The sequence below is a fragment of the Cupriavidus basilensis genome (assembly GCF_000832305.1).
Taxonomy (GTDB): Bacteria; Pseudomonadota; Gammaproteobacteria; order Burkholderiales; family Burkholderiaceae; genus Cupriavidus; species Cupriavidus basilensis_F.
In genome coordinates this window covers 3,063,200-3,074,733 of record NZ_CP010537.1, presented here as the reverse complement: position 1 = coordinate 3,074,733, position 11,534 = coordinate 3,063,200, and the positions used below count along the sequence as shown (strand labels likewise).

Below are 11,534 nucleotides of genomic sequence, written 5' to 3'. Positions count from 1 at the left end.
GAACCCACAATGCCACTCGTTCACATCTCACTGCGCACCGGAAAGACCCAAGCCCATAGACAGGCAATCTTCGACAGCGTCTACCGCGCGATGCGTGAAACATTCAACGTTCCCGAGGACGATCAGTTCATGACTATTACTCAGCATGAAGGCGCGGACTTCCGCTATGGGGCGTCTTACCTTGGCGTCGCTCGTAGCGATGAGCTCGTGTTTATCCAGATCACTGCGAATAACACCCGCACTGTAGAACAGAAGAAGATGCTGTTTGGGCGGACTGCGGAACTGCTCGGCGAAAGCCCCGGTATCCGACCAGAGGATGTGTTCGTGAGCCTTGTGGAGGTTGAGAAAGAGAACTGGTCCCGCGGCAACGGCCTCGCGCAATATGCTTGAGCACCTGGACTCGGGAGGTTGACATTCCAGTGGCCACCGGCGTCGAATGAGCGGCCCCTATTCGGAGGCGCGAGTGACCCTCGTGGGTCGGTCAGAGACGACCACGCTTTGGCGGCGGGTATTCGACCGATCCCGGGCAACAAGCGTCATTCGCTCTCGTTTTCGTTCAGACACTCGGGCGTCGGCTCGGCCCTCCTAAGCCGCCATCCGCTTCTCTGCGAGCCTTGAGCCAATCGTCCCCTCTCTTCAAACGCTAAGGCAAAATCCTGCACGATAGTCGACCGTTTGGCAGCTCACTTGATCCTCACGACGACCTTGCCCTTGGCGCGTCCCCGCGCCAGGTATTGAAGCGCTTCCTTTGCTTGTTCAAACGGAAACACCTGGTCAATCACCGGACGGATGCGCTCTGACTTAAGCAGTTCGCCAATTTCGGCGAGTTGGGCTCCATCGGGGCGCACGAAAAGAAATGAATAGGTTACATCCCGCTTTTTCGCAAGCCGCATGATCTTGCGGCTCATCAGCCCGAATACCACCCTCAGAATAACGTTCAGCCTGCGCGAACGGGCGAACGCCGCGTCCAGCGGCCCGATGAGAGACACAATCTTGCTCCCCGGTTTGAGGATGCCGATGGATTTCTCAATCGCATCGCCCCTGATGGTGCCAAGCACAACGTCGTAGTCGCTCAGCACTTCCTCAAATTCCTGCTTCTTATAGTCGACAACCTCGTCTGCGCCCAGACTGGTTGCCAGTTGGACGTTGCCCGTACTGGTAGTCGTTCCCACCCTGGCGCCGAAGTACTTCGCCAGCTGGATCGCAAACGTGCCAATGCCGCCTGACCCGGCAGGGATGAACACCTTCTGGCCAGCGCGAAGGTTGGCGCGCTCCTTCAACGCCTGCCAGGAGGTGAGCCCGACCATCGGAACGGCCGCGGCTTGCACAAAGTCGAGATTGCTCGGCTTTGACGCGGCGGCGCTCTCCGGCACCGCCGCGAATTCGGCGATTGAGCCTCTACCAAGATCGAAGAGGCTGGCAAAGACTGCATCGCCCGGCTTGAAACGCGTCACGCGGCTGCCGACCTCAGTCACCACACCAGCAATATCGCTGCCCAGCGTGGCCGGCAATTCGAACTTGAGCACGGGCTTGAACGTTCCCGCCGGAATCATGTTATCGATCGGGTTCAATCCCGCCGCGTGGACCTGGACTAACAGTTCATCAGGCTTTAGCGTGGGGCGAGGCACTTCGGCGAACCCGATCTCGGGTGACTTGCCATAGCGTTTGAAGGTGAGCGCTTTCATGATGTTTCAAATTCATTGTTGGGTAAGTTATGGGCAGAGTTCGGACGAAATCCAACTCACGCCCATGGCTGCAGCACGACCTTACCGGTCGTGCTGCGCCCTTCGAGGAGGCGATGTGCTTCGGCGGCCTGCGAGAGCGGCAACACCGTCTCCGTTTGCAGAGTTACTTTGCCCGACAAAACCAGTCCGATGAGTTCGGTCAACGTCGCCTGGATCAGATCGGGGAAAGCCAGGTAGGCGCCGACGTAAAAACTGGTGACGGTGTGGTTGGGGACGGTCAGCTTCCACGGGTCGATCAGGCTGCTCTTGCCGCTGGACTGGCCGATGAAAATCAGGCGTCCAAATGGAGCCAATGCCTTGAACGCTTCGGCGAGGTTGTCGCCACCGGCCGTCTCCAGGATCACGTCTACACCCTTGCCGTCGGTCAGCGCGCGCACTTGCTCGGCCCAGTCGGGCGCGGTGTAGTCCACCGACGAATCCGCCCCCAGGCGCTCGGCCAGAGCCCGCTTTGCAGGGCTGCTGGCGGCAGCGATGACCTTGCCGGCGCCGTACAGCCTGGCAAGTTGCACTGCGAACGAGCCCACTCCACCTGCCGCAGCCTCCACCAGCACCGTTTCGCCCGGCGCCAGTCGAGCGGCCTTGCGCAGGACCAGAGCGGCGGTGAGGCCATGGGCAACCAGCGCCGAAGCGCGTACCGAGTCGAGCCCGGGCGGCAGCGGCATCACGATGGCGGCGGGCACGCGGACGTACTGTGCATAGCCGCCTGCTCCTGGCGCCGCCAGCACCGGCGTGCCGACAGGGAGCGAAGTCACGGCCTTCCCGACGGCGACGACCGTGCCGGCCACTTCGGCACCCAGCGTGAAGGGCGTCGGGGACGGCTCAGGATAGTCGTCGCCGCGCCGACGCATGACGTCGGCAAAGTTCACCCCAGCTGCTTCCACGCGGATGAGAACCTCGTCGTCGGCGATTTTCGGATCGAGCACCTCCTCATAGACCAACATTTCGGGTCCGCCTGTCTTGTGAAACCGGACTGCTTTCATCTGTTTCTCCAGATTTGGGTGAAGTATGTCCAGGCCTGTCTTCGACAAGACCTGTTCAAGATTCATGTTCTGCTGAGCTTCATGGGGACTTCACCGGTCGCTGACCGCGAAGGATTCATTGCGCCAGAAATTCCAGTGCTTTGATCACGAAGTCGGTGTGATACTGAAAGATGCCTCCGTGCCCGGCGTCCTGGTAAATGACGAGCTGCGCGTTGGGAATGCAGCGGGCCATGTCATGGCTCAATGCGGTGGGTACCATGATGTCATTGTCCCCATTAGCGATCAGGACTGGCATGTGCAGGCGGGTGAGGTCCTGCGGCGCCTGCTGGCCCCAGGCCTTGATCGCCTTGAGTTGGCGAAGCAACGCGCGGGGTGTCGGCCCCTTGTCGCGCCCCGCCTTGCGTTCCTTGAGCCTCTTCAGGAATGCCTTTGCTGCCTGCCGGCCGTTGGCGGTGGGGGGGAAGAACAGATAGGTCTTGGGATCGCGCATCGTCACCAGGCCCTTGAGCATCAGTGGCCAGGACTTGGCCCCCACGCGATCGATGCCCTGGCCGCCTGCGGGCCCCGTACCTGTGAGGATAAGCCTGCGCACCAGGTCCGGCGCCTTTAGCGCCACGTCCTGCGCCACGAAGCCGCCGAGCGAAAAGCCGAGCAGATCGACCTGATCGAAGCCCATCGCGCGGATCAGCGCGATGGTGTCGCGCGCCATCTCGCCCACGGTCACGGGCGCGATGCCGCCGGACGAACCGATTCCCCGGTAGTCGATCGCAATAACCCGATGCGTCCGGGCGAGGCCATCGACGATACGCGGGTCGAAGTTGTCCAGCACGGCGCCCCAGTGGTTCAGCAGGACCAGCGGGATGCCGCCGAGCGGGCCCAGCTCGCGATAAGCGAAGGTGGTTCCGTCCGCCCTGACCTGATTGTTCTGTGCGTCGACATAGGACGTGGCCGACTGGCTAGTTGGGCTGAAACTGTTCATCATCGCTTCCTTGGGTTCGGCCTTCATGCGTTGACGTCCAGGAGGGTGCTGCCGTGAGTGACATCGCTGGATCCCGTTGTGGATCGTTTCATATGGCGCTCAACAGTTGAGAATCTGATTGCCAGCCTTCGGCACTCAACTTTGCGCCCGCAGACGCCGCGTGCGAAAGGTGCCCCAGCCGCTGCGCAGAGCAGATTTCACGAACGCTGCCAGTCCGCTCTCGTCGGGGCGCGGCTCTCTACCCATTGCGATGCGCTTCAGCTGGCGCGTGTACCACAGCACCTCCATGATTCCCATGCGATCGACGGCCTTGAGGCCGGTACTGATCGGGCGCACCTGCCGCAGGCTATCGCGTCCGTGCAACAGGGCGGCAGGCGCGTCAGGATCGATCGCTAGCAGCCGCGCCAGGCCCACTACATCCAACGCGCCGGAGCACAGGGCAGCGTTAATGCCCGCCGCCGTGCGGAACCCTCCGGTCACCATCAGCGGCACCTTTACGGCGGCCCGCACCTTCTCGGCAAATTCAAGAAAGTAGGCTTCGCGGGCCACAGTGGATTCCTTCTTCGGTTCTCGCATTGCCCCGCTCATGGCAGGCGCCTCGTAGGTACCGCCAGAAATCTCGATCAGGTCGATGCCCGCAGTGGTCAACGCACGGATCGTCTCGATCGATTCTTCTTCAGTCAAACCACCGCGCTGGAAGTCGGCCGAATTGAGCTTGATTCCCACAGGGAAGTCCGGGCCGACTTGCCGGCGGATTTCCGCATAGACGGCCAGTACGAAGCGCCGACGCTTTTCGGGGGTTCCGCCCCATTCGTCTTCGCGACGGTTGTGATGCGGAGACAGGAACTGACTGACCAGATAGCCGTGCGCCCCGTGAATCTGCACGCCGCTGAATCCGGCCTTTCTGCAGATCGCCGCGCTGCGGCCAAAGCGCTCGACGATGTCGCGGATTTCCGACGTGGTGGCTTCGCGCGGCGTCTCGAAGAAGGCTGCCATGTCTTCGCGGAAGGGAACGGCCGACGGCGCGAGGTTGAACGCGTTCAAACCCTTTGTCGATTGCTTGCCCGGATGATTAAGCTGCGCCCAGATGGCCGCCCCTTGCCCGGTCACCGCTCGCGCCCACTCTCGAAGGGCAGTCAAATCAGTCTCGTCCTCGATCACCACATTGCCGGGCTCGCCCAGGGCGCGGCGGTCGATCATTACGTTGCCCGTCACGATCAGTCCAAGCCCCGATGCGGCCCAGCGCCGGTACAACTGCACCAGGTCCAAAGTCGGACGATTGTCGTAGGTGCCCAGCGTCTCGCTCATGGCCGCCTTGGCGAGCCGGTTGCGCAGCACACAGCCATTGGGCAGGCGCAACGGCTGATTCAGCAGATCTGGTTTCATGGGGCAGCTCAGAACGCGGTGCGGTCGTAAGGCGAAACGACTTTCGGGGGCTGCAGGAATGCCGTCAGGCCCTGAAACCACATCACTTCGCGAAAGTCGCCGCTAATGACCAGATCCTTGTTGCCCAAGCCCCTGAGGAACGCCGCCTGGCTTTCCCTGGCCGAGAGAATCGCGAAGCCTTTGACCGCATCTCTGAAAGTGAGCGTGAACTGGGGGGTGTTCGTCACTCCCGCAAAGGATCGGATGGCGCCATCGCGAATGACGAAGTAGCGACCGCCACCGGATACCGTCCGGATCTGAAACACCAGCGCCTTGCCCCCGACGTACTTCGCACAGTCGGGGTTGTTCCTGATCTGTCGTTTCAGGAGCTGGTTGAACATCCACAGCAGGAACTTGAACTTGAGCATGGCGAGGGCCTCTGGATACTGGATCGTGAATTCGGGCGATGAGTGGCGTTACCGTCACTCGTTCAGGAACCGCCCCACATGGCAAAGAAAGCGCTGCGGGTACTGGAACTGCGCAGCGTGGCCCGAGTCCTCGTAGATGAACAACTGGGCGTTCGGCAGGTTGCGGGCCATGTAGAACGAGTTGACCGTCGGGATCATCACGTCGTTAACGCCGTTGAGAATGAAAGTGGGCTGCTGGATGCCACGCAGATAGGCGAACGGATCATCTTCCGAGAGCCTTGGCAGATACAGCATGTTGGCCTCGATCTGCGCTTGGGCGACCTCGGGGGATGACGGGGGGTCCTGGTCGGCGCGTTGATGGCGCCGTTCCCAGAACTCCCTCGCGGCCTGCTCGGCATGTGGCGACCGGCCGAAGAACAGGTAGAGAAAGTCTTCGAATACGGGGACGGGATTGACTGCCGTGCCCAGCACCCGCGGCTCCATGTCGGGGTCGCCACCGCGCGGGCCAGTGCCCAGCAGCATCAGTTTGCGAACCAGTTTGGGATGGCGCCAGGTGAGATCCAGCGCCTGAAAACCGCCCAGCGAAAAGCCCAGAACATCGATCTGCTTCAAGCCCAACGTGCGAACGAAGGCCGCCGCGTCATCAGCCATGTCCTCAATGCGGGTGCGCGGCCGGCCGCCGGACGAAGCAATGCCGCGACCGTTGTAGAGGATGACTTCGCGGCCTTCGGCAAGGCCGTCCGTCATCAACGGGTCCCAATGGTCCATGCCGCCACGAAAGTGCTGCAGAAGCAGTAAAGGCGGCTGCGAGGATTCGGTGTTACCCCAGCGGCGGTAGGCGAATCGCGTACCGTCGACATCCGCGAAGCGCGTAGGCGTGGTGATATGCGTGTCAGTCATCGGGTTACCTGCTGAGGGCTGAGCCGGGGTGTCGGTCGATAAGGCATTGCTGGCTTTCGGGTAAGACCGAAGCCGCAGTGGTCAGCCTTCCGGCCGATAGCGATCGGCCGCGTGCGCTTGTCGAATGTCCGACAGGAGCCCCTGGCGCGCGCCATCCAGTGCGTCCCAGCGCCCGGCCACGTGCAGCGGCGGAATGGTGACGAGTTCGCGGCGATCAAAGCCGACCAGCGCCGCATCAACCAGTTCACCGACTTCCATCACCTCGCTAAGCGTATTGACGTCGATGCCGGCGCGTCCCCAGATCTCCGTGCGGGTCGCCGCCGGAAGCACCGCCTGTACGTAGATGCCCTTAGGCGACAACTCCAGGTTCAATCCCTGCGACAGGAACAGCACGAAGGCCTTGGTGGCGCCGTAGATCGACATGCCGAACTCGGGCGCGAAACCCACCACCGAGCCGATGTTGACGATCGCGCCGGTACCCGACTGGACAAAGCGCGGAGCGACCGCGGCCGCGAGCCGCGTCAGCGCCGTGGTGTTGAGCGTGATCAGTCGTTCGATGCCCTCAGCGGTCTGCTGCAGGAAGCCGCCCGACTGAGCCATCCCGGCGTTATTGATCAGGATGCCTATGCGAGCGTCGTCGCGCAGGCGAGTCTCGACCGCGGCCAGGTCCCCAGGCTGGGTCAGGTCAGCCTGCAGCACTTCGACGGCAACTCCGCTTTCTTCACGCAGGCGCGCGGCCAGCGTATCGAGGCGGGCCTTGTCGCGTGCAACGAGCACGAGGTCGTGGCCGCGGCGGGCGAAACGTTCGGCGTAGATGGCGCCGATGCCGGAGGAGGCTCCGGTGACGAGAACAGTCGGAAGCGTTGTCATGAGTAATTTCCTTTGCAAAGGCGGTTTGGACGCGGGAGCAAGCAGCGCGCGCCTCAAGCGGTGATGGTTGGGTAATCGGTGTAGCCCGCGGCACCGCCACCATAGAGCGTGGCGAAATCGGGCTGGGCCAGCGGGGCGCCGGTCTTTAGGCGTTCGACCAGATCGGGATTGCTGATGAAGGCACGACCGAAGGCGAACAGGTCTGCGTTGCCCTCGTTGAGCCTGGCGGTGGCGAGTTCCAGGTCGTAGCCGTTGTTGGCCAGGTAGGTTTGCGTGAACCGCTGCCGCAGCGCGTCGTAGTCAAACGGTGCGACGTCGCGCGGGCCGCCGGTCGCGCCCTCGACCACGTGCAGGTAGACGATGCCCTGCGCGCTGAGCTGCCCGGCGATGTAGTCGTATTGCGGCTGAGGGTCGCTGCTCGAGATGCCGTTTGCCGGTGACACAGGAGAAATGCGCACGCCGGTGCGATCGGCACCAATTTCTTCCACCACTGCCGCGACGACTTCCAGCAACAGGCGCGCACGGTTCTCGATCGAGCCGCCGTAGGCGTCAGTGCGCTGGTTGGCCCCGTCCTTGATGAACTGCTCCAGCAGATAGCCGTTGGCCCCGTGGATTTCGACGCCGTCGAAGCCGGCCGCAATAGCGTTGGCCGCAGCCTGGCGGAAATCGTTCACGATGCCCGGCAATTCGGCGAGCGCCAGCGCACGTGGCTGGGATACATCGACAAATCCGTTGTTGACGAAGGTTTTTGTCTCCGCGCGGATCGCCGAAGGCGCGACCGGCGCAGCGCCGCCAGGCTGGACATCGACGTGCGAAACGCGTCCGACGTGCCAGAGTTGCGCGAAGATGTGCCCGCCCTTGGCGTGCACGGCCTCAGTGACCTTGCGCCAGCCAGCAATTTGCTCGGGCGTGTATAGGCCCGGCGTGTCCTGATAGCCCTGAGCCTGGGCCGACACCTGAGTGGCCTCCGTGATGATGAGGCCAGCTGAAGCGCGCTGGGCGTAGTAGGTCGCAGCCAGTTCGCTGGGCACTAGCCCCGCGCCTGCGCGATTGCGGGTCAGCGGCGCCATGACAAAGCGATTGGCAAGCCTCAGGCGGCCAAGGGCGTAGGGCTCGAAAAGTGTCTTGTCGATCATGTTGCGTCAGCTTCAGGGGTTGGGAACGGGATCAATGATGACGACCGTAATCTAATGTGTCAAGGTTTTGATGATGATCGACATCAATGTATAATGAGGCCTTCGCAAACATGCGTTCACAGTGGTCAAGATATGAAGATCACCAAGGCACAGGCGCAGGCCAACCGGGAACACGTCGTCGAGACGGCGTCGGAGCTGTTTCGGGAGCGCGGCTACGATGGGGTTGGCGTTGCCGATCTGATGGCTGCCGCCGGCTTTACCCACGGCGGCTTCTACAAGCAGTTCCGCTCCAAGGCCGATCTGATGGCGGAATCGGCGGCCTGCGGTATCGCGCAGACCGTGGTGCTGAGCGCGGGTGTGGAAGCCCCTGCGTTTGTGCGGTACTACCTTTCTCGCGAGCACCGCGACACCCGCGCGACCGGTTGCACGATGGCCGCACTGTGCGGGGATGCCGTGCGTCAGCCGGAAGCAGTTCGTGCCGCGTTTGCGGCCGGCATCGAGAGCCTGCTGGCTGTGCTGAGCGCCGAGGGCAGTGCGTTGGACGGTGTGGACACAGCCCAGGCGCGAGCCAGGTCCCTCGACATACTGGCGCACGCCGTCGGTGCCATTGTCATGTCGCGCGCCTGCCCGGACGATTCGCCGCTGGCCGACGAAATCCTTGCGGTTTGCCGCGACGAAATTCTGGCGTCAATGAGCCCGTCGGCGACCGCGGGCGAACCTACGCGCAATCACGGTAGCGGAGCGTCGGCAAGGCCGGAGTGACTCAGTTACCGGTGGCAAACCGAATTTCCGAGAGTCGGCTGCGAAACTACGCAAAGCAGGCGGGAGCACAACATCGCGAGCGGCGGCGATCTTGCGCGTTTCCCAAAACGATAAGCCGAACTGGGCGTGCAAATCATTCAAGCTGCACGGACGGTCAACGTCTCAGGATCCCCGATAGTTTTCGTCGCGCATACGGGCGATACAGTAGTTGTTCGCATGGGTGGCAATTGGGCAATTGGACCATTTGACCATTTGACCATTTGACCATTTGACCATTGGACCGTGCGCGCGCTTTCACCAGGCTCCGTGTGCGGGGCAACACGCGCCGCTAACTTGCCCGCGAATGACGGTAGGCAACAATGACTGATCCACTCAAACATCTGCCTTTGTAGTCTCCGCTAGCTCGACCGATCGCTAAGGGTCGGAAGGAGGCGGCCGCCGTCCGCGTCCCCGCCGAGGACCGTAACCGGCCGCCCGACACGGGGTAGGTCACCCTGTTCGATAGTCGACCGGTTGAATCCGCAGCCGTGAACGGCCAGAATCCGACGCTCAGCCGGATTTTCGTCGCGGCCGGTCACGCGCGAATAGCGGCCAAAGGGGTAAGCCAGCATTGATCGACGCTCGCCAGCGCCGAGGCGTGGAGAGCGCTGCGGGTTGCTCGCCTTGAACGCCGCATCGTCCGGCGACTTTCGTCGGCTGTCGAACCCCCTGGTCTAGGGATAAATGGTTTCGCCGCGATTGAGCATGCCGATGAACTCCTCGATCTTGCGTCCCCGTGTTGCGGGCTTTTTGGCATTCTGTATCCGAAACAGGATGGCGTAGCGGTTTCGGCCGTTCAGCGTCGCAAAGAAGGCGCTGGCCTTGGGATTGGCATCCAGTGCGGCTTGCAGGTCGTCCGGCACGGCCGAGTTGCTGGCCGACGTATAGGCAGCCTCCCAGCGGCCATCCTCTTTGGCCTTCTCGATTTCTCGCATGCCCGAAGGCAGCATTCTGCCTGCGGCGATCAGCGCTTCGGCCCGGTCTTTGTTGAGCTTGGACCAGATACTTTTTGCGGCGCGTCGAGTGAAGCGTTGCAACCAGTATTCTTCACTTTCAGTCTGTTTTTGACCATCGATCCAGCCATGACAAAGGGCACTTTCCAGCGCCCGTTCATAAGTCAAGGTTGACTGCCCGGCGCCCTTTTTGGCAAGGCGCAGCCATATCCCGGTCGAGGTACCGCCGTTTTGCGCCAACCAGTTTTCCCATTCATTCTGGTCAAGGAATGTCAGACGAGGCTCAGTCATCGAGGATCCAAATGGTTGCATTCAGGCAGCGAGGCCTTTTCGTTCACTGAAACCTCGCAGATTACCGATTTGCGCGGATTTTGGAATACCCGATTCATCGACAACTCAGCGTGTATCCATCGGAGGAAAGATGGAGGTCTTTCCTGGCGGACCATCCAGTTGACCGGCTTCCCGCCAACATCGGCTATTGCCATCGGGGCCCGGCGACGCCGGTAGGGGTCGAGTACCGGCCGCCCGACACGGGGTAGGTCACCCTGTTCGATAATCGGCCGCGGGCGGCCGTTCACGGCCATTTTCGGCCGTTCGCGCAGGCTCGCTTTAACCCCCGAAGTTGGGCCGAACCGGACCTTCGGCGGGCAGAGGCCGGACGCCGCTCATCGGTCGAACCGGCCGCTCCCCTTTTTCGAAAGGTGAGTGGCGGAATGTCCGCTTCCCAGCTACACGAATGAGTACTCTCGACTCAAAGTGGTCGTCGAGCCTTTCTAAGGCAAATATTCAACGTTCCTGTTCAGGACGCGGTTCTATCGCGCAGTTTCTCCTGTACTTTTCATTACCCGCTCAGTTGATGTGCCGGAGTAATAATCCGTCGGTGTAGCAAAATACTCCATTATGTTTGTTCGAACAATAATTTTGAATTGATTCGAAACCCAAGAATCTGCCACCTGTCCCCACGCTTGATTAGCGTGATGTTAATCTCCGCGGGGCCTCTCTCGAAGTCTCCACGCCCAGTGTAGGCAGCCGTGATGACCTTCCCTTGCTGGGAGGTGACGGAAATAGTCGCATGCCCTTTGCATCCCTTGTACTCCTTGAGCTTGCCAAGCATTCGGAACCAGCCAAAAAGTTTCCCCAGGTCTCTACCATTTGTGGCCGACATGAACTCGGGGCTTGCACGACTTATCAACTTGTCGGCATCCCAGCCGGAGACAACTGCAAGTATGGACTCATTCGCGAACTCCTGACTTTCTTTATCCAGTGCGCTGCCTTTGACTGCAAGAATCGAAATCCCCACCGCGGCTGCGACTGCAATAGCGAGGAGCGTACCTCCGAGAACCATCAGCACCTTCTTCATGAGACGCCTCCTACGTA

Annotated in this window: 12 protein-coding genes; 2 read left to right on the top strand and 10 right to left on the bottom strand. The window is 61.5% G+C overall.

The features are described from left to right. Nucleotides 1-9: 9 nt before the first annotated feature. On the top strand, nucleotides 10-390 hold the full coding sequence (locus tag RR42_RS34075) for a tautomerase family protein (protein ID WP_043356484.1): 381 nt from the start codon (nucleotides 10-12) through the stop codon (nucleotides 388-390). A 293-nt stretch (nucleotides 391-683) separates the two neighbouring features. Here the strand turns inward: RR42_RS34075 and RR42_RS34070 are convergent, their stop codons facing one another. From RR42_RS34070 to RR42_RS34035, 8 genes are all read right to left on the bottom strand, one after another. Continuing rightward, nucleotides 684-1,685: an NADP-dependent oxidoreductase gene (locus RR42_RS34070; RefSeq protein ID WP_043356482.1), complete on the bottom strand. Its 1,002-nt coding sequence runs from the start codon at nucleotides 1,683-1,685 to the stop codon at nucleotides 684-686. Nucleotides 1,686-1,741: 56 nt separating this feature from the next. Continuing rightward, nucleotides 1,742-2,791 carry a quinone oxidoreductase family protein gene (locus tag RR42_RS34065; protein ID WP_236702112.1) on the bottom strand — a complete coding sequence of 350 codons (1,050 nt, stop codon included), beginning with the start codon at nucleotides 2,789-2,791 and terminating at the stop codon, nucleotides 1,742-1,744. A 49-nt stretch (nucleotides 2,792-2,840) separates the two neighbouring features. Next, the gene (locus tag RR42_RS34060; protein ID WP_043358404.1) at nucleotides 2,841-3,704 is read right to left on the bottom strand and encodes an alpha/beta fold hydrolase; all 864 of its coding nucleotides are present in this window, start codon (nucleotides 3,702-3,704) and stop codon (nucleotides 2,841-2,843) included. Nucleotides 3,705-3,839: 135 nt separating this feature from the next. Further along, nucleotides 3,840-5,090, bottom strand: coding sequence for an NADH:flavin oxidoreductase/NADH oxidase family protein (locus RR42_RS34055; protein ID WP_043356477.1), 1,251 nt, complete (start codon nucleotides 5,088-5,090; stop codon nucleotides 3,840-3,842). An 8-nt stretch (nucleotides 5,091-5,098) separates the two neighbouring features. Further along, nucleotides 5,099-5,497 (bottom strand): hypothetical protein, encoded by a 399-nt coding sequence (locus tag RR42_RS34050; protein ID WP_043356474.1) that lies wholly within the window; start codon nucleotides 5,495-5,497, stop codon nucleotides 5,099-5,101. A gap of 54 nt (nucleotides 5,498-5,551) precedes the next feature. Next, a complete protein-coding gene (locus RR42_RS34045) occupies nucleotides 5,552-6,397 on the bottom strand; it encodes an alpha/beta fold hydrolase (RefSeq protein WP_043356472.1) in 846 nt (281 codons plus the stop codon). An 81-nt stretch (nucleotides 6,398-6,478) separates the two neighbouring features. Beyond that, nucleotides 6,479-7,267, bottom strand: coding sequence for an SDR family NAD(P)-dependent oxidoreductase (locus RR42_RS34040; RefSeq protein WP_043356471.1), 789 nt, complete (start codon nucleotides 7,265-7,267; stop codon nucleotides 6,479-6,481). Nucleotides 7,268-7,320: 53 nt separating this feature from the next. After that, on the bottom strand, nucleotides 7,321-8,403 hold the full coding sequence (locus tag RR42_RS34035; RefSeq protein ID WP_043356470.1) for an alkene reductase: 1,083 nt from the start codon (nucleotides 8,401-8,403) through the stop codon (nucleotides 7,321-7,323). Nucleotides 8,404-8,535: 132 nt separating this feature from the next. Here RR42_RS34035 and RR42_RS34030 point away from each other — a divergent pair, with 132 nt between their 5' ends. Further along, the gene (locus RR42_RS34030; RefSeq protein ID WP_043356468.1) at nucleotides 8,536-9,165 is read left to right on the top strand and encodes a TetR/AcrR family transcriptional regulator; all 630 of its coding nucleotides are present in this window, start codon (nucleotides 8,536-8,538) and stop codon (nucleotides 9,163-9,165) included. A gap of 713 nt (nucleotides 9,166-9,878) precedes the next feature. On the opposite strand, the gene RR42_RS34025 is transcribed toward RR42_RS34030, so the two are convergent. Both RR42_RS34025 and RR42_RS34020 read right to left on the bottom strand, forming a co-directional pair. Beyond that, nucleotides 9,879-10,448, bottom strand: coding sequence for a YdeI/OmpD-associated family protein (locus RR42_RS34025; protein WP_043356466.1), 570 nt, complete (start codon nucleotides 10,446-10,448; stop codon nucleotides 9,879-9,881). Between the two features lie 607 nt (nucleotides 10,449-11,055). Beyond that, nucleotides 11,056-11,517, bottom strand: a complete 462-nt coding sequence (locus RR42_RS34020; protein ID WP_043356465.1) for a hypothetical protein — start codon at nucleotides 11,515-11,517, stop codon at nucleotides 11,056-11,058. Nucleotides 11,518-11,534: the final 17 nt, after the last annotated feature.

Coding starts and splice junctions, on each gene's coding strand:
- RR42_RS34075 (WP_043356484.1), top strand. CDS start 10: ATGCCACTCGTTCACATCTCACTGCGCACCGGAAAGACCCAAGCCCAT.
- RR42_RS34070 (WP_043356482.1), bottom strand. CDS start 1,685: ATGAAAGCGCTCACCTTCAAACGCTATGGCAAGTCACCCGAGATCGGG.
- RR42_RS34065 (WP_236702112.1), bottom strand. CDS start 2,791: ATGAATCTTGAACAGGTCTTGTCGAAGACAGGCCTGGACATACTTCAC.
- RR42_RS34060 (WP_043358404.1), bottom strand. CDS start 3,704: ATGAACAGTTTCAGCCCAACTAGCCAGTCGGCCACGTCCTATGTCGAC.
- RR42_RS34055 (WP_043356477.1), bottom strand. CDS start 5,090: ATGAAACCAGATCTGCTGAATCAGCCGTTGCGCCTGCCCAATGGCTGT.
- RR42_RS34050 (WP_043356474.1), bottom strand. CDS start 5,497: ATGCTCAAGTTCAAGTTCCTGCTGTGGATGTTCAACCAGCTCCTGAAA.
- RR42_RS34045 (WP_043356472.1), bottom strand. CDS start 6,397: ATGACTGACACGCATATCACCACGCCTACGCGCTTCGCGGATGTCGAC.
- RR42_RS34040 (WP_043356471.1), bottom strand. CDS start 7,267: ATGACAACGCTTCCGACTGTTCTCGTCACCGGAGCCTCCTCCGGCATC.
- RR42_RS34035 (WP_043356470.1), bottom strand. CDS start 8,403: ATGATCGACAAGACACTTTTCGAGCCCTACGCCCTTGGCCGCCTGAGG.
- RR42_RS34030 (WP_043356468.1), top strand. CDS start 8,536: ATGAAGATCACCAAGGCACAGGCGCAGGCCAACCGGGAACACGTCGTC.
- RR42_RS34025 (WP_043356466.1), bottom strand. CDS start 10,448: ATGACTGAGCCTCGTCTGACATTCCTTGACCAGAATGAATGGGAAAAC.
- RR42_RS34020 (WP_043356465.1), bottom strand. CDS start 11,517: ATGAAGAAGGTGCTGATGGTTCTCGGAGGTACGCTCCTCGCTATTGCA.